Source organism: Rhizobium sp. NLR22b (assembly GCF_019685295.1).
Taxonomy (GTDB): Bacteria; Pseudomonadota; Alphaproteobacteria; order Rhizobiales; family Rhizobiaceae; genus Rhizobium.
In genome coordinates this window covers 88,030-111,897 of sequence record NZ_JABDWM010000017.1, presented here as the reverse complement: position 1 = coordinate 111,897, position 23,868 = coordinate 88,030, and the positions used below count along the sequence as shown (strand labels likewise).

Sequence of the window (23,868 nt, the reverse complement as noted above, 5' to 3'; positions counted from 1 at the left end):
ATAACAAAAGCGGGAGACATCGTGGGCTATTCATCGTCGACACTGGCGCCCTTGCGGCACGATACCTACCGCACCATCTGGTTCGCCAGCCTTTCCTCGAATTTCGGCGGCCTGATCCAGGCGGTGGGTGCCGCCTGGATGATGACGACGATTACCGCCTCGGAGGACATGGTCGCGCTGGTGCAGACCTCGACAGCGCTGCCGATCATGCTGTTTTCACTGATATCGGGGGCGTTGGCCGATAATTTTGATCGCCGCCGGGTTATGCTGACGGCGCAGTGCATGATGCTGACGGTTTCGGCGTTGCTGACGGCGTCGGCCCTTCTTGGTTGGGTCACGCCCTGGCTGCTGCTCTTCTTCACCTTCCTGATCGGCTGCGGCACGGCGCTCAACAACCCCTCCTGGCAGGCCTCCGTCGGCGATATGGTGCCGCGCGCCGATCTGCCCGGCGCCGTCACGCTGAACAGCATGGGCTTCAACATCACCCGCAGCGTCGGCCCGGCGATCGGCGGCGTCATTGTGGCGGCAGCGGGTGCCGCCGCGGCCTTTGCGGTTAACACCGCAAGTTACCTCGCCCTGATCTACGCCCTGCTGCGCTGGCGCCCGAGCACGCCCGTCTCCACCCTGCCGCGCGAAGCGCTCGGCAGCGCCATCTTCGCCGGCCTGCGTTATGTCTCGATGTCGCCCAATCTTGAAAAGGTCCTCGTGCGAGGGCTGGTTTTCGGCATCGGCGCGAGCTCGATCCTGGCGCTGCTGCCGGTCGTCGCCCTCGATCTCGTTGCCGGCGGTCCGCTGACCTATGGCTTCATGCTCGGCGCCTTCGGCATCGGTGCGATCGGTGGTGCGGTGCTGAGTGCGAGAATTCGCCAGGCGCTGTCCAGCGAGACGATCATCCGCCTGGCCTTTGCCGGTTTCGCGCTGAGTGCCGTCATCGCCGCCTACAGTCCGAGCGCCGTGCTGACCTCCGCCGGCTTGCTCGTCTCCGGCGCCTGCTGGGTCTCGGCGTTGTCGCTCTTCAACACCATCGTGCAGCTGTCGACGCCGCGCTGGGTGGTCGGCCGCGCGCTGTCGCTCTACCAGACCGTCACCTTCGGCGGCATCGCCGGCGGCAGCTGGCTCTGGGGTGTCGCCGCCGATCGCTATGGGGTCGCCGATGCGCTGCTGATGTCATCTGTTGTCATGCTGCTCGGCATTGCGATCGGCCTGCGCTTTTCCATGCCGGCCTTCGCCTCGCTCAATCTCGATCCCTTAAACCGCTTCACTGCGCCGGCCTTGAGCCTCGACATCACCCCGCGCAGCGGCCCGATCGTCATTCAGGTCGACTACCAGATCGCCGACGACGACCTGGCGGAATTCATGGCGCTGATGGGCGAGCGCCGCCGCATCCGCATCCGGGACGGCGCGCGCAACTGGGCGCTGATGCGCGATCTCGAAAATCCCGGGCTGTGGACCGAGACCTACCATACGCCGACCTGGGTCGAATATATAAGACACAACCAGCGGCGCACGCAGGCCGACGCCGAAAACATCGACCGGCTGCGCGCGCTCCACCGCGGCGAAGGCCCGCCCCATGTCCACCGCATGATCGAGCGCCAGGCCATCCCGCCAGACGACGATGTCTTCCACAAGGCGCCGATCGATCTGCATCATTGAGACCAGCCATGCACAGTTTCAGGCTTGCCCACCGATCCGATCTCGCCGCCATCGTCCGGCTTCTCGCCGATGACGATCTCGGCGCCGCCAGAGAAATTGTCTCCGATCCCGTTGACGCGCGTTATCTCTCGGCTTTCGCGGCGATCGAGGCGGATGCCAACCAGCTGCTGGCTGTCGCAACCGACGCCTCCGACCAGGTCGTCGGTTGCCTGCAGCTGAGCTTTCTTCCCGGCCTCTCCCGGACCGGCATGTGGCGCGGTCAGATCGAAAGCGTCCGTGTCGCAAGAGAGCTTCGCGGTTCGGGTCTCGGCGCGCAGTTCATCGAATGGGCGGTCGCCCAATGCGTCGAGCGCGGCTGCGGCCTCGTGCAGCTGACATCGGACAAAACGCGGAAAGACTCGATCCGCTTCTACGAGAAGCTCGGCTTCGTCGCCAGCCATATGGGCATGAAGCGCAGCCTGTGAAGCCGGCTACTTCAGCTTGCCCTTCATGCTGGCTTCGGGAAAACATGTCGGCTTCATGCCGTTCTTCTCCTGCCACTGGCCGATCGAGCGCCGCGTCTTGTAGCCCGGCAATCCGTCGGAACCGCCGACGTCATAACCCTGGCGCTCCAGCGCCTTCTGCATGGCGGCGACATCCGAACGCAGCATCTTGCCGACATCGCCCCATTCGCCCTCGAAGGTGCCGCCGTTCGAGGCGATCCGGTCGGCGAGATTGCCGATATAGAGCGCGTAGAGGTCGGAGTTGTTATACTCCTTGATGATGTAGAAATTCGGCGTGACGATGAATTCCGGACCGTCGCGGCCGGCCGGCACCAGCATCATCCCTTGAGCCTTCATCTCACCTGAGGGAAAGGCCTTGCCGGAGATGCGCTCAATGCCGAGCGAGGCCCAGTGCGAAAGCGGCTTTGCGAGATCAGGCCCCTCCTGCGCGCAGGAGACCGCTTCGGGTATCGATACCTCGAAGCCCCAGTCACGATCGCGCTGCCAGCCCTTCTTGACCAGATAGTTGGCGATCGAGGCGAGCGTATCCGGCACCGAGGTCCAGATGTTGCGGTGGCCGTCGCCGTCGAAATCCACCGCATATTTCAGATAACTCGTCGGCATGAATTGCGGCTGGCCGAGCGCGCCGGCCCATGAGCTCTTGAAATCGACGGGTGTGACGTCGCCGCCGTCGAGAATGTGCAGTGCCGCCAGCAGCTCGGTACGGAACATCTCCTTGCGCGACGACATGAAGGCCTTGGTCGCCAGTACCTCGATCGCCGAATTCGGGATCTTCGCGGCCCCGAAGCCCGTCTCCCGGCCCCAGATGGCAAGCACGATCGAGCCCGGCACGCCATAGGTCTTCTCGATCCGCTTCAGCGTCGAGCCATATTGCGCGGCAAAGCCGCGTCCCGTTACGGCAAGTCTCTTCAGCCGGTCCTCGTTGAAATAGGGACCGGGCGAGGAAAATTCGGCCTGCGTCTGCTTCTGCTCCTTCGGCGACGGGAAGCCGGGCGGGGCGAGATCGGGCAGGTTCCAGTTCAGCGTGACGCCGGAGAAGGCGGCCTGGAAGGTCTTCTCGGAAATGCCGCCTGTCTTTGCTTCCGGCCAGAGGTCCTTCTGCACCCAGTTTTCGAACTGCGCCTCGACATCGGCTTTGGAAGGGGCCGCGTGGGAAGGGAGGGGGAGAAGCGCGGCTGTTACGGCGAGCGCGAATATTCGAAGCATAGACAAACCCCTCACATCACCGTCCGCGCCCGCAGCGCCGCCGCCAGCGTGCCCTCATCGAGATAGTCGAGCTCGCCGCCAACCGGCACGCCATGCGCCAGCCGCGTGATCTTCACCTCGAGTCCCTGCAACTGGTCGGTGATGTAATGCGCCGTCGTTTGCCCCTCGACGGTGGCGTTGACGGCGATGATCAGTTCGCGAATGCCGCCTTCGCCGATCCGGGCGACCAGCCCGCGAATGTTGAGGTCGTCGGGCCCGATCCCGTCGAGCGGCGACAGCGTGCCGCCGAGCACGTGATAGGCGGCGTTCATCGCCCCCGCCCGCTCCAGCGCCCAGAGATCGGATACGTCTTCGACGACGATGATGACGGATTGATCGCGCTGCGTGTCGGTGCAGACGGTGCAGGGGTCGACCGTATCGACGTTGCCACAGCGCGAGCAGATCTTCACCCTGTTATAGGCTTCGCCCATCGCGTTCGACAGCGGCCCGAGCAACTGGTCCTTCTTCTTGATCAGATGCAGCGCCGCCCGGCGGGCCGAGCGCGGCCCGAGGCCCGGCACCTTCGCCAGAAGCTGGATGAGTTTTTCGATTTCGGGGCCGGTGACTCGTTTTGCCATGCGCTGTTCTTAACTGATATGGAACGAAAACGGAATCGCGGAAGGATCGGCTGCCCCATGAAAATTCTGGCGCTTTGTATCGGCAATCCGGAGAGGCTGGCCGGCAAGAGCTACAAGACCGGTATCTTCAAACGGCCCGTCAACGGCGCGGTGATGATCGACGCCGAGGGGGTGGTCGGCGATGCCATCTGCAACCGCAAACACCATGGCGGTGTCGATCAGGCGGTTTATATCGAGGGATCGCTGACGCTCGACTGGTGGAGCGAGGAGTTAGGCCGGTCTTACGAGCCCGGCACCTTCGGCGAAAACATGGTCATCTCCGGTCTCGACAATCGCGACGTTGCCGTCGGCGACCGGTTCGTATCAGGCGATCTCATCCTCGAAGTCACCGCATGCCGCATTCCCTGCGCCACCTTCGCCGCCAGGATGCACGATCCGAAATTCGTCAAACGCTACACCGATGCCGCCCGTCCCGGCATTTACTCTCGTGTCATCAGGCGCGGTGTGGCCGAGGTCGGAACGGCGGTCGAGCATCAGCCCTTTTCAGGCAATAAGGTGACGATGCCGGAGCTGATGAGAACATTCGGCCGGCAGCTTTCGGAGGCGGACCGGTCGCGATATCTCGCCGCCCCCATTCACTACAAGCTGCGGGCGATGCTGGAAGCACAGCGTTAAGAGCGGCGTTCTGTAGGCATCGCCGGCTCGGTAGCCGCATCGGCTATTGGAACTACCGTCAATATGAAGACCAATTGCCTTCTATCAGAATGGCAGCTTGAAGCCGGGCGGGATCGGCAGACCGGCGGTCAGCGCCTTGGTCTTTTCGGCGGCGAGCGCCTCGGCCTTGTCCTTGGCGTCCTTATGAGCGGCGACGATCAGATCCTCGAGGATCTCGACGTCGTCCTCCTTGAACAGCGACGGGTCGATCTTCAGGCTCTTGAGTTCGCCCTTGCCGGAGATGATGACGGTGACGAGGCCGCCGCCCGCCTTGCCTTCGGCCGTGAGCTCGGCGATTTCCGCCTGCATCTGCTCCATCTTGGCCTGCATTTCCTTGACTTTGCCCATCATGCCCATGATGTCGCGCATCGTCTCGCTCCTTCTTGAAACCTTAGAATTCTATGTCGTCGCCCGGCAGGATGTCGCCTTCCTCGGATTCGGCGACAGCCGGCGGTTTGACCTCGCCTTCCTCCTCCGGTTCGGGTGCCCGCACGCGCACGTCGATGATTTTCGCGCCCGGAAACTGCGCCAGGATTGCCGCTACGTCAGGGTCCTGGCGCGCGTCGCTCACACGCTGCTCCTGCGCCTTGGCTTCCGCCTCCACCATCGTCGGCCCGCCTTCTTCGCGGCTGGTGCTGACGATCCAGTGGATGCCGGTCCATTCCTTGAGCTTAACGGCAAGCTCGTTGAGCAGCGTATTCGGAGCGCCTTCGGTGAGGTTCACATCCAGCCGACCCGGCTCAAGACGGACCGGGCGCACGAAGTTGCGCACCAGTGCCTTCAGCTTGACGTCGCGCTTCTCGCTCGCAAGCTCGACGATGTCGGCGATGGAATTGACACGCACGAGCGGCTTCGGAGCCTCTGCCGGCCTGGCCTCGGTGCGGCCGATATTCTGCGGTTCCGGATTTGGCACGGCGCGGAGCATCGCGGTCGGCCCCGAAGGCTGCGGCCGTGGTGTCGGCTCCGTCGCCCGTGCCGTAACGCTGCTCTGATAAGGAACCCGTGTTCCGTTGCCGCCGCCATTGCCCGAAGGTGAGGAGGGCCGTTGGCCGACATTATCGCCGGAAAACTCCGTAAGCCGCCGCGCCGCATCCTCGGGCGCCGGCAGATGGGCCGCATGCGCAAGCCGGATCAGCACCATCTCGGCGGCACCCGCCGTGCGCGACGAGCCTTCCGTTTCGGGAATGCCCTTCAGCAGCATCTGCCAGATGCGCGACAGCGTCGTCACCGCAACACCCTTGGCGAATTCCGCCGCCTTGGTGCGCTCGATCTCGCTGAGAGAAGGGTCGTTTGCCGCATCCGGCACATATTTCAGTCGCGTTACCAGATGGGTGAAATCGGCAAGATCGGTGAGTACGACCACCGGATTGGCGCCGGCCTCGTACTGGTTCTGGAATTCGCCGAGGGCGGCGGCCACGTCGCCTTTGATGATATGCTGAAAGAGATCGACGATCCGGGCGCGGTCGGCAAGGCCGAGCATGCCGCGCACCGCTTCCGCCTGCACGGCGCCTGCGCCATGGGCGATCGCCTGGTCGAGCAGCGACAGGCCGTCGCGGGCAGAGCCTTCGGCGGCTCGCGCGATCATCGCCAGCGCGTCGCCTTCCGCCTCAATGCCCTCCTTGGCCGCGATTGTCGAAAACAGCCCGACGAGATCCGACGCGCTGATGCGGCGCAGGTCGAAGCGCTGGCAACGCGACAGCACGGTGATCGGCACCTTGCGGATTTCGGTGGTGGCGAAGATGAACTTCACATGCTCCGGCGGCTCTTCCAACGTCTTCAACAGGCCGTTGAAGGCCTGGGTCGACAGCATGTGCACTTCGTCGATGATATAGACCTTGTAGCGCGCCGAAACCGGCCGGTAGCGCACCTGCTCTATGATTTCTCTTATATCGTCGATACCGGTATGCGAAGCGGCATCCATTTCGATCACATCGACATGCCGGCCTTCCATGATTGCCTGGCAATGTTCGCCGGGCACACGCAGGTCGATCGTCGGCTTGTCGATTTCTGCCGTCTTGTAATTCAGCGCCCGCGCCAGGATGCGCGCCGTCGTCGTCTTGCCGACGCCGCGCACGCCGGTCAGCATATAGGCCTGGGCAATGCGGCCGGTCTCGAAGGCGTTGGTGAGCGTGCGGACCATCGGCTCCTGGCCGACCATCAGGTCCGTGAAATCCTTGGGGCGGTATTTGCGAGCCAGCACCCGGTACCCGGTGCCCGTCGAGGCGGCATCTTTTGATTGTCGCTCGGTATCGCTCATCGCCCTGCTTGTCGCCCGAAATTGTCGAGCATTTCGTGGAGAGAAGGTGGGAGGCTGGCACGATGACCCGTGCCGGGCTCGTTAGGGCTGCTTCCTTCCGGACCTGACCCGGTTGGCGAGTGGCTCGTCCACCACCAACCTCCCGGATGCACATATCGGCAATATCGTCATCAAAAGCAAGCCAACATCCAAAAAAACTGCTAGTCCTAGGAAAAGACAGGAGGAATGTCCCTTGGACGGTTTTGTGCTCGACCCCCGGCTGGAAAACGACAGCGTCAGCATCATGGTCACCGGTCTCTGTGATCTCAGATTATCCAAGGATGCCCGCTGGCCGTGGCTCATTCTGGTCCCGCGCCGGGCCGGCATTGCTGAAATTTTCGAGTTGACGCCGCTCGATCAGGTGCTGCTCGCCTTCGAGACGGAGCTTGTCGCCAAGGCCTTGAAGAACATCACCGGCGCGACAAAAATCAACATAGGGGCTCTTGGCAACATCGTCCGCCAGCTTCATGTTCATGTCATTGCCCGCTTCGAAGGCGATGCCAACTGGCCGGGTCCCATCTGGGGTTTCGAGCGCGCCGAGCCTTACGAGGACGCAAGGAGAGACGAATTCACAGCAAAGCTGCGGGAAGCCCTTTCATCATGAACCATTCGCTTTTCGATTCGGATGTGCCGCATCCGGAACCCAGCAATCTCACTGCCTTTGCCGCCAACGACCTCAATCGCGATTCCGAACATCGCGACGAACATTCCGTCGAAAGGGCGCTGGCAAAGGACGGTACCCATATCTTCGCCTTTGCCCGGGACAAGCTGGTGCTGAAACATGACGGCCAGGTGCTCGATCCGCTGTTTGCCCGTTACGAACTGCAGGAATTGCAGCCGAATTGGGACGAGACTGTGCTGCTCGGCTACCGCAAATCAGGCGAGCCGCGCCTTGCCGTTCCCGTCGGCATCGACGTCGAGGACCTTGCCAGCCAATACAAGCCGGCCGACGGCCGCACGCTGTTTCGCGAGATGCTGATCGACGAAGTCTTGCTCGGCGAATTCGCCCAGGCCGCAAGCCTCATCCGCTGGAATGGCGACAACCGCTTCTGCGGCCGCTGCGGCGCGGCGATGGAGATTCATATCGGCGGCTACAAGCGCGTCTGCGCCGCCTGCGAACACATGATCTTCCCTCGTACCGACCCCGTCGTCATCATGCTGACGATCGACGAGACGCGCGACCTTTGCCTGCTCGGCCGCAGCCCGCATTTTGCGCCCGGCATGTATTCCTGCCTAGCCGGCTTCGTCGAACCCGGCGAAACCATCGAGAATGCCGTGCGCCGGGAAACGTTGGAGGAATCGGGCATCCGCACCGGCCGCATCCGCTATCACGCCTCGCAGCCCTGGCCGATGCCGCATTCGCTGATGATCGGCTGTTACGCCGAGGCCAAATCCACCGAAATTACACGCGACGAGACGGAACTCGAGGATTGCCGCTGGTTCACCCGCGAGGAAACAATCGAGATGCTGGAACGCCCGAGTGCAACGGGCAAGGCCTCTCCACCGAAAGGGGCGATCGCCCACCGCCTGATGCGCGACTGGGCGGAGTGGAAGCGGTAACACGATGCCGGTCGCCCGCTCGGAACGGCTGCTGACGCTGCTCCAGACGCTCCGGCGTTATCGGCGGCCGGTGACCGGAACTGTTCTTGCCCAGGAAACCGGCGTCAGCCTGCGCACGCTCTATCGCGATATTGCCAGCCTGCAGGCCCAGGGGGCGATGATCGAAGGCGAAGCGGGCATCGGTTATGTGCTGAAGCCCGGCTTCATGTTGCCGCCGATGATGTTTTCCGAAGAAGAGCTGGAAGCCTTGGTGCTCGGTTCGCGCTGGGTGGCCCGCGCCGCCGAGCCGCGCCTTGCGGGCGCCGGCGCCGATGCGCTCGCCAAGATCGTCGCCGTGCTGCCGGCCGACATGCGTGAAACGGTCGATTCGGCGACACTGTTCGTTGGTCGCAAACGCCAGGACGAGGACAGGGCTGATGTTTCGGCTATCCGCAAGGCGATCCGCCTGGAGCGCGTGCTCGAACTGCATTACGGCGACGAGCAGGGCCGTATCTCCCGCCGCCGTGTCTGGCCCTTCGCGCTCGGCTATTTCGAGCATGTGCGCATCATCATGGCCTGGTGCGAACTGCGCCAGGATTTTCGCCATTTCCGCACCGATCGCATCATCGACATGGCGGTCCATGAGATGCGTTATCCCCGTCGCCGCACGGTGCTCCTAAAGGAATGGCGCGAGACGCAGGACGTGCCGCTGGAGACCTGAACGCTGCTGCCATAAACTGTCAGCAGGGAGAGTTATTATCAGCCTCACTTCACTACAGCGCCGCGCGTCTTCGGACACGCAGGAGGCTGTGACATCCAGGTTTTGCGCATCGTGCCGATGCGCTTGGGAAGGAGTACTGATCATGGTAACGCCTCCAATCATTCAACAGGCCGGCGATCGCTTCGCCTCCGATAGTTTTGCAGATATCATTTCGGCCGAAACTTTTGCCGACGTCCGGCAGTCGGCACGCTCCGGCCTGCTGCGCCTGGCTATGAGCCTTTTCCGGATCCCCGAGGCAAGCCGCTCGAAACTCGATGTCGAAGCCATGCCGGATTCCCGCAGGCGCGACCTCGGTTTCATGGATGGGCGCAACCCGCGCCTCCAGGACCGGTTCCCGCTCTAAATATCTGATTGTCCAGCTCATCCACTTGACGAGAACGGGGCGTTGCTTTCGCGGCGCCTTTCGTTTCCTGCTGCCACAAATTGGCAGCAGGACATCTCGCATGACCCAACTTACAGCAACGGGAGAATCGAAATGACCAGCCCCAATCTGATAATCCTCTATGTCAAGGATCCTGCCGAAAGCGCCAGCTTCTACCGGAACCTCCTGAACCGCGAGCCGGCCGTCGAAGCGCCGAATTTCGTCGCCTTCCCGCTCGATGGCGGCTTCACCCTTGGTCTCTGGCGGCGCAGCAAGGTCGAGCCGCAGCCTTCCGCCATCGGCAATCGAGGCGAAGTGGCCTTCATGGTGGCGGGAGAAAATGCCGTCGCCAGGCAATATGATGACTGGCGTCAGCGCGGCCTGCCGATTGCCCAGGAACTGACCGAACTCGATTTCGGCCCGACCTTCGTGGTGCTCGACCCGGACGGGCATCGGCTGCGCGTCTGCGAGCCGGATAAATAATGAGAGAGCGCGAGGCCTGTTAAAGCAGACCTCGCATCACATGCCCCTTGTAGACGCCGAGGATGCGCACCTTTTCGGAGAAGAAACGCAGCTCCTCCAATGCCCGGCGAACGTTCGGATCGTTCGGATGGCCCTCGATATCGGCGTAGAATTGCGTCGCCACGAATTTTCCGCCGAGCTGATAGCTTTCGAGCTTCGTCATGTTGATATTGTTCGTGGCAAATCCGCCGAGCGCCTTGTAGAGCGCGGCCGGAATGTTGCGAACGTTGAAGACGAAGGTGGTGACGACCTTTTCCTCGGCCGAACTGCGTTGCGCCCATTCCTCATCGCGGGACAGGATGACGAAACGGGTAACGTTGTTTTCGGTATCCTCGACGTTCTCGGCGACGATCTCCAGCCCATAGAGATCGGCGGCAAGGCGCGGCGCGAGTGCCGCCATCGAGCGATCGCCGGTTTCCTTGACGAGTTTAGCCGCCCCCGCCGTATCGCCGGCGATGACAGGCTTCCAGCCGTGAGCGCGCACGATCTTGCGGCATTGGCCGAGTGCGTGGATATGGCTGTGCACCGTGCGGATCTCGTCCTGGGTGACCCCGGGCAGCACCATCAGCTGGAAGCGGATCGGCATGAAATATTCGCCGATGATATGCAGCCGCGATTCCGGCAGCAGATGATGGATATCGGCAACGCGTCCGGCAATGGTGTTCTCGATCGGGATCATTGCGATATCGGCGTCGCCATTGTCGACGGCCGTGAAGGCATCCTCGAAAGTCTGGCAGGGCAGCGGCTCCATGGTCGGAAACATGTCGCGGCAGGCCATGTCGGAATTGGCGCCGAATTCGCCCTGGAAGGCGATCCTGTTGGTCTTGATGTTCATGATCGTCCTGTCAGTTCTGCCGTGCAGAGAGGATGCGCCGCGCTTTTTCGAGGTCGGCGGGAGTATCGACACCGAGCGGAACCGTGTCAACGATCTCGGCATCGATGCGCATGCCGGCCTCCAGTGCCCGCAGCTGCTCCAGCGACTCGCGCTTTTCAAGCGTCGACGGGCCGAGCGACACGAACCGTTCGAGCGCCGCGCGCCGATAGGCATAGAGGCCGATATGATGGTAGAGCGGCCCCTTGCCGTAGGGCGCCGTGGCGCGAGTGAAGTAGAGGCCGCGCAGGCGGGTGTCGGAAATCGGCGAACCGATGACCTTGACGATGTGCGGCGCGGTCTTGTCCTCCTCATTATCGATTTCGATGGTCAGCGTGCCGATATCGACCGCCTCGTTCTCGAGGGGGCGCAAGGCCGCCCGCACTGTTTCCGGCTCGATCGTCGGCAGGTCGCCCTGGACGTTGACGATGAACTTCGCCTTGCCGTCCGGATCGACCTTCGTCAACGCCTCGAAGATGCGGTCCGAGCCGGATTGATGATCCTTGCTGGTCATGACAACTTCGAAGCCGGCGGCGGCCACCGTATCGAACACCTGCGGATCGTCGACGGCGACGACGACCCGGCCGATTTCGGCTTCTCTTGCGCGCATCGCCACCTGCACGACCATCGGCAGTCCGCAAATATCGGCGAGCGGCTTGCCCGGAAGCCGGGTGGAGGCCATCCGTGCCGGAATCAATACGAGCACGTCGTCGAAATTTGAATCACGCATTGTTCGGGCCTTCTATTCCGGGCTGAAAAGTGTCAAAAAGTCTCACGCATAAGACCATTTAGACAGTTGCAACGAACAGTCAAAAGACATAGGTTCCGCGCGATTTCAAGATGGTCCGGTTCTTGTCTGCCGGCTGCAAGGGGAGCATTGCAGATGAATTCATACGTCAATACGGCCGTGGGGGCGCTGCTCGGAACGATTTTCGTTCTGATGTCGGTCTCCATCGCGTCCGAGGGGATCTTCCATTCCGAAGCGCCGGAGAAGGAAGGTTTCGCGATCGTTGCCGAAGAGGCGCCGGCCGCCGGTGGCGAAGCTGCGCCGGCCGCTGCCGTTCCGATCGCGCAGTTGCTCGCTTCTGCAGATGCCAAGGCCGGTGAAGCGGTCTTCAAGAAGTGTCAGGCCTGTCATGACGGCACCAAAGGCGGACCGAACAAGGTCGGTCCGAACCTCTTTGGTGTCGTAGATCGCCCGATCGCCTCGCATGAAGGCTTCGCTTATTCCGCTGCGATGAAGGATTTCTCCAAGGGTAGCAGCGAGAAGTGGACTTTCGAGAACCTCAACAAGTTCCTGCTGGCGCCGAAGAAGGATGTTCCCGGCACCGCAATGGGCTTCGCCGGTCTGGCGAAGGATCAGGATCGCGCCAACGTCATCCTCTACCTGCACACGCTCGCTGATTCGCCGGTGCCGCTGCCGGATCCGAAAACGGCCACGCAGTGAACGGCGGGATGATCGCCTGATTTTCAAAGCCCGGCCCGCGCGCCGGGCTTTTTGCTGCGCGAAGAGCGAGTTTTTGCGCGCGTCGTTATGACAAGACCGCCGCGCATTTCGGGTGACATGCTCAGGCGCCGAGGAAATAGGCCCAGAGCGAGACCGTGATGGCGCCGAGAGCCGTTGTCACCGTGATCGTCGAGGCGGCGAGGCTGTGACCGACGCCGAACCGGTTGGCGATCAGCCAGGCGTTGACGCCTGTCGGCACCGACGAGGTCAGCACGATCGCTGCCGTCCATGCAGGGTTGAGGCCGAGGAGATGGCTCGCCGCCCAGACGCAACCGGGCAGCAGCAGCAGCTTTAAGCTCGAGGTGACGCTGGCAATACCGAAATTGCCGGAGACGCCGTATCTCTCCAGCGCCATCCCGAGCGAGATCAGCGCTGCCGGACCGGCAATGCCGGCGATCTGATTGACGACCGTCGCCAGCGTTGCAGTCATGGTAAGGCCGGAAAGGTGCATGGCCATGCCCGCCGCAAGCCCGATCACCAGCGGATTGCGTATGAGATTGATGGCGATCTGGCGAAGCACGAACATCATGCTGCGGTCGCTTTTGCCGGCGATCTTGCGCTCCGCATGTTCCATCAGCACTGTGCCAGCGACCATCATGACAGGCAGATGCACGGCAAGTAGGATCGACAACGCCACCAGCCCTTCGTCGCCGATGGTCCGCTGAACGAGCGGCAGCCCGATGAAGACGTTGTTGGCGAAGGCTGAGGACACCCCGGCGAGAACGCCGATCCGTTCGTCGCGGCCGAAAAGCCGCGTGGCGGCGATATGCCCGGCCGTCCAGGTGATGGCGACGCCGGAGAAATAGACGATCCAGAGCCGGAAAGGCGAGGCGCCGTGGAAATCCGCTTCGGCGATGGTGCGGAAGAGCAGCAGCGGCACGGCGATCTTGAAGACGAATTCGCTGAGCGCGTCGCCGACATTCGACGTCATCAGGCCGCTGCGAACGATCACCCAGCCGATGAGGATCAGGATGAAGATGGGGAGGACGTCGAGAATGATGGCTGACATGAGGCAGGATGCTCTGCGGGGGAGGGGAGTATCCGACCTCTACAGCATCGGCCCGAAAATCGGAATCGATTTTCGGTAAGTCCGATGCGTAGATTTAAAGAGTGAGAGCGTCCTTTGCATCCGAACGGATGCACGGCGCTCTGGCAGCAAAAGGTTCGAATTGAAAAGGCAAGCGCCGCCCGCTCCGGCGCTCGGCTCTCCGCAAAGCAAAAAAAGCGGGCACAGCCCGCTTTTCCGCTCCGGCCCTGCCGGATATCCCGATCACGAAGCTGCCAGTTCATCCGTGGTCAGCATCGCGCCGGTAAGATCGAAGGGATCATCCCTCGGGCGCCCGGCCGCAACTGAAAGCTGCTCATGCCGGTTTTCCTGCGAGTTTTTGTAGATTTCGAAGATGACAGCGGCGTGACGAATAAGCGGCACTTTTGCGAAGAAATAGATGCGCCATTCACCATTTGTCCTTCCAAACCGCAGAAATTTCGCTAAGACCGAACCCCGGCTATCACAAATCCGGGACCCCCCATTTCATGACAAGATTCGATGTTCTGACGGTCGGCAACGCAATCGTGGATATCATCGCCCGTTGCAACGACCAGTTCCTCATTGACAACCAGATCACGAAGGCGGCGATGAACCTCATCGACGCCGAACGCGCCGAACTCTTGTATTCGCGCATGGGACCGGCACTGGAAGCCTCCGGCGGCAGCGCCGGCAACACGGCGGCGGGCGTTGCCAACCTCGGCGGTAAGGCCGCCTATTTCGGCAATGTCGCCGCAGATCAGCTCGGAGACATCTTTACCCACGACATCCGCGCCCAGGGCGTCCACTATCAGACGAAGCCGAAGGGCACCTTCCCGCCGACGGCGCGTTCGATGATCTTTGTCACCGAGGATGGCGAGCGTTCGATGAATACCTATCTCGGCGCCTGCGTCGAACTCGGTCCTGAGGATGTCGAGGCCGATGTCGTCGCCAATGCCAAGGTCACCTATTTCGAAGGTTATCTGTGGGATCCGCCGCGCGCCAAGGAGGCGATTCTCGATTGCGCCCGCATCGCCCATCAACACGGCCGGGAAATGTCGATGACACTGTCCGACAGTTTCTGCGTCGACCGATATCGCGGCGAGTTCCTCGATCTGATGCGCTCCGGCAAGGTCGATATCGTCTTTGCCAATCGCCAGGAGGCGCTGTCGCTTTACCAGACCGACGATTTTGAAGAGGCGCTGAACAGGATCGCCGCGGACTGCAAGATCGCCGCCGTGACGATGAGCGAGAACGGCGCCGTCATCCTGAAGGGCCGCGAGCGTTATTACGTCGATGCGATCAGGATTCGGGAAGTTGTTGACACAACGGGCGCCGGCGACCTGTTTGCCTCCGGCTTCCTCTATGGCTACACGCAGGGAAGGTCCCTGGAGGATTGCGGCAAGCTCGGTTGTCTCGCCGCCGGCATTGTCATTCAGCAGATCGGCCCACGCCCGATGACCTCGCTTTCCGACGCCGCCAAACAGGCGGGGCTTATTTGAAGGCCTCGCCGGGATAGGCGCCCCAGATTTCCGACTGCGCCACCCAGCCTGCGGCGCCGTCAGTTTCTGCGTGGCACCAATCGCCGTTGCATTCGCCGATCGTCAGCATCACGCCGGGTTCCAGCTTGGCGACGATCGAGGCGGAGGGCTGCGCCTCGCGGCGCAGGTTGACATAGACGCCCTTGCCCTTCGCCTTCATCCAGGGTGCGGCGATCGCCGCGCGCTGGCCTGACAGCAGCGACTGATTGACCCAGCCTTCAGTGCCGTCGGCATCGCGGATGCGGCGCCAATTGTCGTATTCCTGGATGATTTCCACCGGCAGGCCGGATTTCAGATACATCCACGATACGGCGAAATCCGTTCCGGGGCCGATGCGCAGGTTGACGCGCTTCGATTTCAATGTGACGAAGCGCGGCAACGGCAGGCCGCTCGGCCCTTTGGCCGCCTGCGCATGAGCAAATTCTAAGGTTCCCATGGATGCGGCCAGAGAGATCGCGAGGGCGAGGCAGGACTTCAGGACTTTGCTGCGCATGGAGGCTTCCGTTTGCTCGAATTCGCGGGCAAGCCCGGCCTGCACGCGGTCCGGGCTTTGACATTCCCCGGCTGCACCACGAGTTTTGTTTGTCTTCGCGTGCGGGTCTGGTAGAAATTGCCCGGAACGGGAAAATTATCACCCCTCTTGGTTAAAGACCTCTGAACAAGGCACCGCAGGCAGCCATGACAGCGAAGAAAAAACCGAAGGTCTATATCACCCGCAAGCTGCCGGATGCCGTCGAAACCCGAATGCGGGAGCTGTTCGATGCCGAGCTGAACATCGATGACGCGCCGCGCTCCGTTCCCGAGCTTATCGCCGCTGTCCGGACTGCCGACGTGCTGGTGCCGACGGTCACCGATCGCATCGATGCGGCCCTGATCGAAGAGGCGGGGCCGCAGATGAAGCTTATTGCCAGCTTCTCCAACGGCACCGACCACATCGACGTCGAGGCGGCGGCGCGCAAGGGCATCACCGTCACCAACACGCCGAACGTCCTGACCGAGGACACCGCCGATATGACAATGGCGCTGATTCTCGCGGTTCCGAGGCGGCTCGGCGAAGGGGCGCGGATCCTGACCGACAAGCCGGGCGAGTGGGCCGGCTGGTCTCCCACCTGGATGCTCGGCCGGCGCATTCACGGAAAGCGCATCGGCATCGTCGGCATGGGGCGTATCGGCACGGCGGTGGCCCGCCGCGCCAAGGCTTTTGGTCTTTCGATCCACTATCACAATCGCAAGCGCGTCAATCCAGCCGTCGAGGACGAGTTGGAGGCAACCTATTGGGAAAGCCTCGACCAGATGCTGGCCCGTGTCGACATCGTCTCGATCAACTGCCCCTCGACACCGGCAACCTTTCACCTGATTTCGGCGCGCCGCCTGGCGCTGCTGCAGCCCACCGCCTATCTCGTCAATACAGCGCGCGGTGACGTCGTCGATGAAGCCCAGCTGATCAAATGCCTGAGGGAGGGCAAGATCGCCGGCGCCGGCCTCGACGTGTTCGAGAACGAGCCGGCCGTCAATCCGAAGCTCGTCAAGCTCGCCAATGAGGGCAAGGTCGTGCTGCTGCCGCACATGAGTTCGGCGACGATCGAAGGCCGGATCGACATGGGCGACAAGGTCATCATCAATATCCGCACCTTCATCGACGGCCACAGACCGCCGAACCGGGTGCTGCCGGGCCGGTGAGCTAATTCGGGGAGCGGATTCGGTCGATGCGCGTCAGCGAGTAAGGATCTTCCGCATCTCGACGAAGGTCGTCCTGGCAAAACCAGGATGGGCCTTTTCGGCGCTTCTGGAAAATCCCCAGGCGGCAAAGACGGCGTGATTGTCGGTGAGCTCGATGCGTGTCTCCAGCCGCAAAGCGGCAAAGCCGAGTTCTGCAGCCGTCTCCTCGGCAACTGCGAGCAAACGCCTGCCGAGGCCCTTGCCTTGCGCTGCCGGCAGAACGGCGAGCTTGCCGACATAGAGACAATCGGCCTCCGGCCGCAGAAACAGGCAGCCGGTCAGTTTGCCATCGTCGATGACGACATGGCCGATCTCGGCCTCAGCCTTTGCTGCCAGCGCCTCCGCCGTCAGACTGAGCGCCGAGGACGGCGGATCGATCCTCCCGTTCATCGAAGCGAAGGCCGTGAGGATGAGGGCGAGCAGCTCGTCCCAGCGCGTGAAGCTCCGATCAAGGCGGATAATCGTCATCCGGCCTGCCTTGCGCGGCGGCGCTTGTAGCGCACGGTTTCGAACCGGGCCGAGAGTGCGTCGTAAAGCAGCAGCCGCCCGATCAGCGGCTCGCCGGCGCCGGTGACGAGCTTGATCGCCTCCATCGCCATCATCGTGCCGATGACGCCGGTGAGCGCGCCGATGATGCCGGCTTCGGCGCAGCTGGGGATCAGGCCCGCCGGTGGCGCCTCGGGAAACAGGTCGCGGTAGCCTGGGTTGGGCGCTCCGTCCTCGGCCGTCGCGTAAGGTTTTAGCACCGTCAGCGAACCGTCGAAACGACCGACGGCTCCGGTGACGAGTGGGATACGTGCTTCCTCCGCCGCATCGGCCGCGGCATAACGCGTATCGAAATTGTCGGAGCCGTCGATCAGGAGATCGAAGCCGGACAATTGACGCCGGGCAGTCTCGCGAGAAAAGCGTTCCTCGAAGCGGATGAGCCGCACATGCGGGTTGAGCCTGGCAATGGCCAAGGCGGCGCTTTCGGTTTTCCGCTCGCCGATCGTGCCGGAATCATGGATCACCTGGCGCTGCAGATTGGACAGCGACACCCGGTCATCGTCGACGATGCCGAGCGTGCCGATACCGGCGGCGGCGAGATATTGCAGAATCGGCGCACCGAGCCCGCCGGCGCCGATCACCAGCACGCGGGCGGCCTTGAGTTTCTGCTGGCCTGCGCCGCCGATTTCGGGGAGCAGGATATGGCGTTGATACCGGGCGATTTCATCGGGGCTGAGAGGTTCCATGGCGGCGATGGTAGCATGGCCCCCGACATCGGGAAAAGCGACATCGGGAAAAGCTGTCTCCCTCATCCGAACACCCTTCCGTCCGCAACCGTAAAGAACTGCGCCCTGTCGCCGAGGGCCGAGAACATTCCCCGATCCGTTCCGGTCATGAAGGCCTGACCGCCCAGTCCGTCGATGAGGTCGAACAACGCGGCGCGCCTGTTCTCGTCGAGATGCGCGGCGATTTCGTCGAGCAGCAGGATCGGCGCATGGGCGGTAAGATTGCCGACGAGTCGTGCATGGGCAAGCACCAGGCCGACAAGCAGCGCTTTCTGCTCGCCGGTGGAACAACGCGCCGCCTCCATCGCCTTTTCGTGGTGGTGGACGATGAGGTCAGCCCGGTGCGGTCCCTCCAGCGTGCGCCCCGCGCCGGCATCGCGGTAGCGGCTCTCGGCCAGCATCGCCGCGTAGTCGTCCTCGAGGTCGACCGATGGGCGCGAGAACTGGCCGTCCATGAAGCCCGAGAGCTGCAGTGAGGCCGAGGGGAAAGGCGAGCTCTCCAGTGTTTCCTCGATCAGCCGGCTCAAAAGGCCGAGCATTTCCTGGCGGGCGAGCGCCATGGCAATACCGAGGCTTGCCATCTGTTCTTCGATACCCGCAAGCCAGGAAGGGTCGAAGCGGCTCTCGTCCAGCAGTTTGTTGCGGCTGCGCATGGCACGCTCGAAATCGCTGGCGCGGCGGCCGTGGGCCGGATCGAGCGACAGCACCAGCCGGTCGAGAAAGCGCCGGCGGTCGGAGGAGGCGCCGGTGAAGAGCCCGTCCATCGCCGGTGTCAGCCAGAGAAGACGCAGGTGATCGGTCAACTCGTCGGCGGTTTTTGCCGGGGTGCCGTTGATGCGAAGCCGGCGGGCTGTGGTCTCCTCACCCGCTTCTATGCCGGTTCCGATCTCGACCTCGCCCTCCATGCCATCCAGCGCCGCGAAGATCGAAAAGCCGCCGGCCGCGCCGACGCGGGTAATGTCGCCATAGGCGGCTCGGCGCAGGCCGCGGCCGGGCGAAAGCAGCGAGACCGCCTCCATGAGATTGGTCTTGCCGGCGCCATTGTCTCCGGTCAGCACGGCATGCCGACCATCGAGGCTAAGGCTCGCGGCCGCATAATTGCGGAAGTCCGTCAGCTTCAGACGGGAGAGAGAAACCTTATGCGGCATTGCGTATCCGGGTCCGTGAAGCGTGACAGCTAAGCCGAAGCGGCGCAGATGGCAAGCGCGTTCGCGCGCGGATCGCGCCCGCTTGACAGGGAGCATCGTAAACACGGTCAATTCCGGAACTTTTCGGTACGGTTTTCTCGAACCCGCGAAAAATACAACCGAATCCGAGGCGTCGAGATTGGCCGTCCTTACCGACGACAGCCGTCGTCGTCGCTCTCTGATCACCTGGATGACAGGGCTTCTGCGGCATTTCTCGACGTTTGCTGACGTAACGTGACGCCTGGAAAAAGTCGGTTGAATTTTGCAACTACAGGATTGCCTTATCTCGGGAAAACGATATGGTGAACAAAAGGTTCATGTATAAGAGAGTGGTGAAGTGCCAGATCCGGTCGATATCATCGTTGGTCGCAACATCAGACAGCTTCGCGCCATTCGTCGTGTTTCCCAGCTCGAGCTCGGTGAAGCACTCGGACTGACTTTCCAGCAGATCCAGAAATATGAGAAGGGAACGAACCGGGTTTCAGCCAGCAAGCTGCATCAGATCGCGGTTTTTCTCGGCGTCGAGATCGCCGCCCTCTTCGAGGGGACCGATATATCGGAATTCGGCGGCCGTATCGAACTCAGCCCTGATGCCTATGCCCTTGCGCTGAGCTACGACAAGCTGAATTCGGCGGCAGGCAAGGAAGCGGTCAAGACAATCCTTACACTGATGAGCGGCGAAGCGGTCGATAGCGCCGCCTGACTCCGCTGAAGCGGTTAGCTGACCTTCGGGAGAAGCAAGACTTCTTCAGACAGGGATGACCTCCGAGCGATGTCGGGGGCTGCCTGTCCCCAGCGGTAGACGCATTTCGCGACGCGTTGGTGAATCAGTGAATCTCGCACCCATGCAACGCCGTTAGCAGGTCGTCCTGCGTCTGGTGGCCGGCGTGGTAGAGGTCGATCGCGATACTGGCGATGGAAAGGCCCTGCTGGCTGCGAAGCTTGATATTGCGCTCGGCACACCATGTGTAAATGGCGCCGGCGAGAACGTCGACATCTTCGGACTGAGAGGAAAAGGCTGGCGCCATGATGAATACTCTTGCTTCGTGGTCCCCGTTAGAGCGCCTGCGTCCAATTGGACGCGCGGGAAACGCTCTGTCGCTCTGAAACTGCGCATCACCCCCCTGACATCGATTCCGAGCTCCTGGGTCATGCGCTGACAGCAGAGATTGGAGTCATTTTAAAAACTTGCAAGCGGCATCATCGGGCTGCGTTAACGCAAGTTCCTGTTCCGAGCGGGCACCGTGTCGATCTGGAACAGATTGCGCGGCAGATCTGGAACAGATCGCCTGGCATGAACTGCCCATGTCCCAAATCAGGATTTGCGGGTGCAAAAAAAGCCGGAGACGTTTCCGTCCCCGGCTTTCGCGATTGCCTATCGATCGACGGCTCAGCCTTCGAAGAATTCCTTCATCCGGGCAAAGAAACCCGTCGACTCCGGATTGTTCTCCTTGGAAGAAATCTGCTCGAATTCCTGCAGCAGTTCGCGCTGACGCTTGGTGAGCTTTTGCGGTGTCTCGATCTGGATCTGGATATAAAGGTCGCCCGTCTGCGCCGAACGCAGCACCGGCATGCCCTTGCCCTTGAGACGGAACTGTTTGCCGGCCTGCGTGCCCTCAGGCACGCTCACCCGCGATTTGGTGCCGTCGAGTGTCGCTACGTCGAAGGTTCCGCCGAGAGCAGCCGTCGTCATCGAGATCGGCACGGCGCAATAGAGGTCGGCTCCGTCACGCTGGTAGAATTCATGCGGCTTCACCGACAGGAAGATATAAAGATCGCCGGCCGGTCCGCCGCGAGCCCCGGCTTCGCCCTCGCCCTGTAGGCGGATGCGCGTGCCGTCCTCGATGCCGGCGGGAATATTGACCGAGAGTGACCGCTCTTCCGTCACCCGGCCCTGGCCGTGGCACTTCGGACACGGATCGGGAATGATCTGGCCACGGCCGTGGCAGGTCGGGCAGGTCCGCTCGATCGAGAAGAAACCCTGCGCCGCGCGCACGCGGCCCGTGCCCTGGCAGGTGCCGCAGTTCTTCGGTTGCGTGCCGGGCTTGGCGCCTGAACCCGAACAGACGTCGCAGGTGATGGAGGTGGGAACGCGGATCTGCGCCGTCTTGCCCGAGAAAGCCTCTTCCAGCGTTATTTCCATATTGTAGCGAAGATCGGCGCCGCGTTCGCGGCCTCCCGACGAGCGCTGGCGCGCCCGTCCGCCGCCCATCATCTCGCCGAAAATATCCTCGAAGATGTCGGAGAAGCCGCCGCCGGCAAAGCCGCCGCCACCGCCGCCCATGCCGCCATGCTCAAAGGCTGCGTGGCCATAACGATCATAGGCTGCCCGCTTCTGCGGGTCCTTGAGCATTTCATAGGCTTCGTTGATTTCCTTGAACTTCCGTTCGGCTTCCTTGTCATCCGGGTTCTTGTCCGGATGATATTTCATCGCCAGCTTTCGGAAGGCGCTCTTCAGCTCTTTCTCGTCCGCCGATTTGGCTACACCCAGAGTTTCGTAAAAGTCCGCTTTTGCCATTAAGGATTAAACCCCGGAAATGGATTTCCGGCTGCCATGGTGAGCAGCCGGATCAGGTGTTGAAGCATAACCACGCCGCCGCGGATTACGCGGACTTCTTGCGGTCGTCGTCCTTGATTTCCTCGTAGTCGGCGTCGACGACATTGTCGCCGCCTTCCGCGGAGGTATCGGCAGCAGCGCCGCCTTCGGCCTGCTGTGCTTCATAGATCGCCTGGCCGAGCTTCATGGAAACTTCCATCAGCGTCTGGGTCTTGGCCTTGATGTCTTCGGCGTCGGCTTCGGTTGCCTCGGTCGAGGACTTCAGCGCGGCGATCGCATCCGAGATGGCGGTGCGGTCGGCTTCGGAGACCTTGTCGCCGTAATCCTTCAGCGACTTTTCCGTGGAGTGGATCAGGCTCTCGGCCTGGTTCTTGGCTTCCACGGTCTCGCGGCGCTTCTTGTCTTCGGCAGCGTGGGATTCGGCATCCTTCACCATCTTTTCGATGTCGGCGTCGGAGAGGCCGCCGGAAGCCTGGATGCGGATCTGCTGTTCCTTGCCGGTGCCCTTGTCCTTGGCCGAAACCTGCACGATGCCGTTGGCGTCGATGTCAAAGGTGACTTCGATCTGCGGCACGCCGCGCGGCGACGGCGGCAGGCCGACGAGGTCGAACTGGCCGAGCAGCTTGTTGTCGGCAGCCATTTCGCGTTCGCCCTGCGAAACGCGGATGGTGACGGCCTGCTGGTTGTCTTCGGCGGTCGAGAAGGTCTGGCTCTTCTTGGTCGGGATTGTCGTGTTGCGTTCGATCAGACGGGTGAAGACGCCGCCGAGTGTCTCAATGCCGAGCGACAACGGGGTGACGTCGAGCAGCAGGACATCCTTGACGTCGCCCTGCAGAACGCCGGCCTGGATGGCGGCGCCGAGCGCAACCACTTCATCCGGATTGACGCCCTTGTGCGGCTCCTTGCCGAACAGCTGCTTGACGACTTCCTGCACCTTCGGCATGCGGCTCATGCCGCCGACGAGGACCACTTCGTCGATTTCGGCAGCGGTGACGCCGGCATCCTTGAGAGCCGCTTTGCACGGAGCGATCGTGCGCTGGACGAGATCGTCGACCAGGCTCTCGAGCTTGGCGCGGGTCAGCTTCAGCGTCAGGTGCTTCGGACCGGAGGCGTCAGCCGTGATGAACGGCAGGTTGATTTCGGTCTGCTGCGAGGACGACAGTTCGATCTTCGCCTTTTCGGCAGCTTCCTTGAGGCGCTGCAGGGCAAGCTTGTCGTTCTTCAGGTCGATGCCGTTGTCCTTCTTGAATTCGGCAACGAGATATTCGACGAGGCGCATGTCGAAGTCTTCACCGCCGAGGAAGGTATCGCCGTTGGTGGACTTCACTTCGAAGACGCCGTCGCCGATCTCGAGGATCGAAATATCGAAGGTGCCGCCGCCAAGGTCGTAGACGGCGATCGTCTTGCCGTCCTTCTTGTCGAGGCCGTAGGCGAGAGCGGCAGCGGTCGGCTCGTTGATGATGCGCAGCACTTCGAGACCGGCGATCCTGCCGGCATCCTTGGTTGCCTGGCGCTGCGCGTCGTTGAAGTAGGCGGGAACAGTGATGACGGCTTTCTCGACCTTTTCACCGAGATAGGATTCGGCGGTTTCCTTCATCTTCTGAAGGATCATCGCGGAAATCTGTGCGGGCGAGTAGCCCTTGCCATTGGCTTCGACCCAGGCGTCGCCATTGTCGCCCTTGACGATGCTGAAGGGAACGAGATGCTTGTCCTTCTCGACGGTCGGGTCTTCGTAGCGGCGGCCGATCAGGCGCTTGACCGCAAAGAGCGTGTTCGTCGGGTTGGTGACCGCCTGGCGCTTGGCCGGCTGGCCGACGAGGCGCTCGCCATCGTCGGAAAAGGCCACCATGGAAGGGGTCGTGCGCGCACCTTCCGCATTCTCGATGACCTTTGCGTCCTTGCCGTCCATGACTGCGACGCAGGAATTCGTCGTTCCAAGGTCGATACCAATTACTTTTGCCATGTCATTCTCTCCTTGAAGCAAGCTGTCGGAACCCCC

General features: G+C 62.1%; 26 protein-coding genes and 1 other RNA gene. 12 read left to right on the top strand and 15 right to left on the bottom strand.

All coding sequences use genetic code 11. The annotated features are described in order from the left end of the window. Positions 1 to 21 precede the first annotated feature (21 nt). Together HJC00_RS25000 and HJC00_RS24995 are read left to right on the top strand one after the other, a co-directional pair. A complete protein-coding gene (locus HJC00_RS25000; RefSeq protein ID WP_221164745.1) occupies positions 22 to 1,653 on the top strand; it encodes an MFS transporter in 1,632 nt (543 codons plus the stop codon). Positions 1,654 to 1,661: 8 nt separating this feature from the next. Continuing rightward, the gene (locus HJC00_RS24995) at positions 1,662 to 2,117 is read left to right on the top strand and encodes a GNAT family N-acetyltransferase (RefSeq protein ID WP_221147662.1); all 456 of its coding nucleotides are present in this window, start codon (positions 1,662 to 1,664) and stop codon (positions 2,115 to 2,117) included. A gap of 6 nt (positions 2,118 to 2,123) precedes the next feature. Here HJC00_RS24995 and HJC00_RS24990 read toward each other — a convergent pair whose 3' ends face one another. Both HJC00_RS24990 and recR read right to left on the bottom strand, forming a co-directional pair. After that, positions 2,124 to 3,362 (bottom strand): lytic murein transglycosylase, encoded by a 1,239-nt coding sequence (locus HJC00_RS24990; protein WP_221123519.1) that lies wholly within the window; start codon positions 3,360 to 3,362, stop codon positions 2,124 to 2,126. An 11-nt stretch (positions 3,363 to 3,373) separates the two neighbouring features. Further along, positions 3,374 to 3,979 carry a recombination mediator RecR gene (gene recR / locus HJC00_RS24985; RefSeq protein ID WP_210629650.1) on the bottom strand — a complete coding sequence of 202 codons (606 nt, stop codon included), beginning with the start codon at positions 3,977 to 3,979 and terminating at the stop codon, positions 3,374 to 3,376. A 57-nt stretch (positions 3,980 to 4,036) separates the two neighbouring features. On the opposite strand from recR, the gene HJC00_RS24980 reads away from it, so the two are divergent. Then, on the top strand, positions 4,037 to 4,654 hold the full coding sequence (locus HJC00_RS24980; RefSeq protein ID WP_221164744.1) for an MOSC domain-containing protein: 618 nt from the start codon (positions 4,037 to 4,039) through the stop codon (positions 4,652 to 4,654). An 84-nt stretch (positions 4,655 to 4,738) separates the two neighbouring features. Here HJC00_RS24980 and HJC00_RS24975 read toward each other — a convergent pair whose 3' ends face one another. The 3 genes from HJC00_RS24975 to ffs form a co-directional block, all read right to left on the bottom strand. Next, on the bottom strand, positions 4,739 to 5,062 hold the full coding sequence (locus HJC00_RS24975; RefSeq protein ID WP_003571208.1) for a YbaB/EbfC family nucleoid-associated protein: 324 nt from the start codon (positions 5,060 to 5,062) through the stop codon (positions 4,739 to 4,741). Between the two features lie 22 nt (positions 5,063 to 5,084). Continuing rightward, positions 5,085 to 6,950: a DNA polymerase III subunit gamma/tau gene (locus HJC00_RS24970; protein ID WP_210629647.1), complete on the bottom strand. Its 1,866-nt coding sequence runs from the start codon at positions 6,948 to 6,950 to the stop codon at positions 5,085 to 5,087. Between the two features lie 46 nt (positions 6,951 to 6,996). Next, an RNA gene (gene ffs / locus HJC00_RS24965) (signal recognition particle sRNA small type) lies at positions 6,997 to 7,093 on the bottom strand. A gap of 89 nt (positions 7,094 to 7,182) precedes the next feature. Here ffs and HJC00_RS24960 point away from each other — a divergent pair. The 5 genes from HJC00_RS24960 to HJC00_RS24940 all read left to right on the top strand — a co-directional run bounded on the left by HJC00_RS24960 (position 7,183) and on the right by HJC00_RS24940 (position 10,153). Then, positions 7,183 to 7,593, top strand: coding sequence for an HIT domain-containing protein (locus HJC00_RS24960; protein WP_210629646.1), 411 nt, complete (start codon positions 7,183 to 7,185; stop codon positions 7,591 to 7,593). Continuing rightward, positions 7,590 to 8,549, top strand: a complete 960-nt coding sequence (gene nudC / locus HJC00_RS24955; RefSeq protein ID WP_210629645.1) for an NAD(+) diphosphatase — start codon at positions 7,590 to 7,592, stop codon at positions 8,547 to 8,549. The genes HJC00_RS24960 and nudC overlap by 4 nt, the downstream gene beginning before the upstream one ends. Before the next feature lie 4 nt (positions 8,550 to 8,553). Continuing rightward, the gene (locus tag HJC00_RS24950; protein WP_210629644.1) at positions 8,554 to 9,249 is read left to right on the top strand and encodes a YafY family protein; all 696 of its coding nucleotides are present in this window, start codon (positions 8,554 to 8,556) and stop codon (positions 9,247 to 9,249) included. Positions 9,250 to 9,391: 142 nt separating this feature from the next. Continuing rightward, entirely contained in the window at positions 9,392 to 9,652 is a 261-nt protein-coding gene (locus tag HJC00_RS24945; RefSeq protein ID WP_210629643.1) for a hypothetical protein, read from the top strand. 132 nt (positions 9,653 to 9,784) lie between these two features. Further along, on the top strand, positions 9,785 to 10,153 hold the full coding sequence (locus HJC00_RS24940) for a VOC family protein (protein WP_210629642.1): 369 nt from the start codon (positions 9,785 to 9,787) through the stop codon (positions 10,151 to 10,153). 19 nt (positions 10,154 to 10,172) lie between these two features. Here HJC00_RS24940 and HJC00_RS24935 read toward each other — a convergent pair whose 3' ends face one another. Together HJC00_RS24935 and HJC00_RS24930 are read right to left on the bottom strand one after the other, a co-directional pair. Further along, on the bottom strand, positions 10,173 to 11,027 hold the full coding sequence (locus HJC00_RS24935) for a prephenate dehydratase (RefSeq protein WP_210629641.1): 855 nt from the start codon (positions 11,025 to 11,027) through the stop codon (positions 10,173 to 10,175). 10 nt (positions 11,028 to 11,037) lie between these two features. After that, positions 11,038 to 11,793 (bottom strand): 3-deoxy-manno-octulosonate cytidylyltransferase, encoded by a 756-nt coding sequence (locus HJC00_RS24930; RefSeq protein WP_210629640.1) that lies wholly within the window; start codon positions 11,791 to 11,793, stop codon positions 11,038 to 11,040. Between the two features lie 153 nt (positions 11,794 to 11,946). On the opposite strand from HJC00_RS24930, the gene HJC00_RS24925 reads away from it, so the two are divergent. Next, a complete protein-coding gene (locus HJC00_RS24925) occupies positions 11,947 to 12,510 on the top strand; it encodes a cytochrome c family protein (RefSeq protein WP_210629639.1) in 564 nt (187 codons plus the stop codon). Positions 12,511 to 12,631: 121 nt separating this feature from the next. Here HJC00_RS24925 and HJC00_RS24920 read toward each other — a convergent pair whose 3' ends face one another. Beyond that, a complete protein-coding gene (locus HJC00_RS24920) occupies positions 12,632 to 13,579 on the bottom strand; it encodes an AEC family transporter (RefSeq protein WP_210629638.1) in 948 nt (315 codons plus the stop codon). Positions 13,580 to 14,103: 524 nt separating this feature from the next. Between HJC00_RS24920 and HJC00_RS24915 the strand changes: the two genes are divergently transcribed. Continuing rightward, on the top strand, positions 14,104 to 15,096 hold the full coding sequence (locus HJC00_RS24915; RefSeq protein WP_221147666.1) for an adenosine kinase: 993 nt from the start codon (positions 14,104 to 14,106) through the stop codon (positions 15,094 to 15,096). On the opposite strand, the gene HJC00_RS24910 is transcribed toward HJC00_RS24915, so the two are convergent. Continuing rightward, positions 15,089 to 15,628 (bottom strand): SH3 domain-containing protein, encoded by a 540-nt coding sequence (locus HJC00_RS24910; RefSeq protein WP_221164743.1) that lies wholly within the window; start codon positions 15,626 to 15,628, stop codon positions 15,089 to 15,091. The genes HJC00_RS24915 and HJC00_RS24910 overlap by 8 nt on opposite strands. Positions 15,629 to 15,813: 185 nt before the next feature. Between HJC00_RS24910 and HJC00_RS24905 the strand changes: the two genes are divergently transcribed. Then, positions 15,814 to 16,815 carry a D-glycerate dehydrogenase gene (locus tag HJC00_RS24905; protein WP_210629635.1) on the top strand — a complete coding sequence of 334 codons (1,002 nt, stop codon included), beginning with the start codon at positions 15,814 to 15,816 and terminating at the stop codon, positions 16,813 to 16,815. A gap of 33 nt (positions 16,816 to 16,848) precedes the next feature. Here HJC00_RS24905 and HJC00_RS24900 read toward each other — a convergent pair whose 3' ends face one another. The 3 genes from HJC00_RS24900 to recF are packed head-to-tail and all read right to left on the bottom strand — an operon-like array spanning position 16,849 to position 19,273. Next, the gene (locus HJC00_RS24900) at positions 16,849 to 17,322 is read right to left on the bottom strand and encodes a GNAT family N-acetyltransferase (protein ID WP_210629634.1); all 474 of its coding nucleotides are present in this window, start codon (positions 17,320 to 17,322) and stop codon (positions 16,849 to 16,851) included. After that, complete coding sequence (locus tag HJC00_RS24895; protein WP_405048799.1) at positions 17,319 to 18,152, bottom strand: molybdopterin-synthase adenylyltransferase MoeB; 834 nt, start codon at positions 18,150 to 18,152, stop codon at positions 17,319 to 17,321. Before HJC00_RS24895 ends, HJC00_RS24900 begins: the two co-directional genes overlap by 4 nt. After that, on the bottom strand, positions 18,149 to 19,273 hold the full coding sequence (recF, locus tag HJC00_RS24890) for a DNA replication/repair protein RecF (protein WP_221156103.1): 1,125 nt from the start codon (positions 19,271 to 19,273) through the stop codon (positions 18,149 to 18,151). Before recF ends, HJC00_RS24895 begins: the two co-directional genes overlap by 4 nt. Before the next feature lie 376 nt (positions 19,274 to 19,649). Here recF and HJC00_RS24885 point away from each other — a divergent pair, with 376 nt between their 5' ends. Continuing rightward, a complete protein-coding gene (locus tag HJC00_RS24885; RefSeq protein WP_210629632.1) occupies positions 19,650 to 20,015 on the top strand; it encodes a helix-turn-helix domain-containing protein in 366 nt (121 codons plus the stop codon). A 124-nt stretch (positions 20,016 to 20,139) separates the two neighbouring features. Here the strand turns inward: HJC00_RS24885 and HJC00_RS24880 are convergent, their stop codons facing one another. The 3 genes from HJC00_RS24880 to dnaK all read right to left on the bottom strand — a co-directional run bounded on the left by HJC00_RS24880 (position 20,140) and on the right by dnaK (position 23,832). Continuing rightward, positions 20,140 to 20,340, bottom strand: coding sequence for a hypothetical protein (locus HJC00_RS24880; RefSeq protein ID WP_085776534.1), 201 nt, complete (start codon positions 20,338 to 20,340; stop codon positions 20,140 to 20,142). A gap of 362 nt (positions 20,341 to 20,702) precedes the next feature. After that, entirely contained in the window at positions 20,703 to 21,830 is a 1,128-nt protein-coding gene (gene dnaJ / locus HJC00_RS24875) for a molecular chaperone DnaJ (RefSeq protein ID WP_221147667.1), read from the bottom strand. A gap of 85 nt (positions 21,831 to 21,915) precedes the next feature. Continuing rightward, positions 21,916 to 23,832, bottom strand: coding sequence for a molecular chaperone DnaK (gene dnaK / locus HJC00_RS24870; RefSeq protein ID WP_221147668.1), 1,917 nt, complete (start codon positions 23,830 to 23,832; stop codon positions 21,916 to 21,918). Between the last annotated feature and the right edge of the window lie 36 nt (positions 23,833 to 23,868).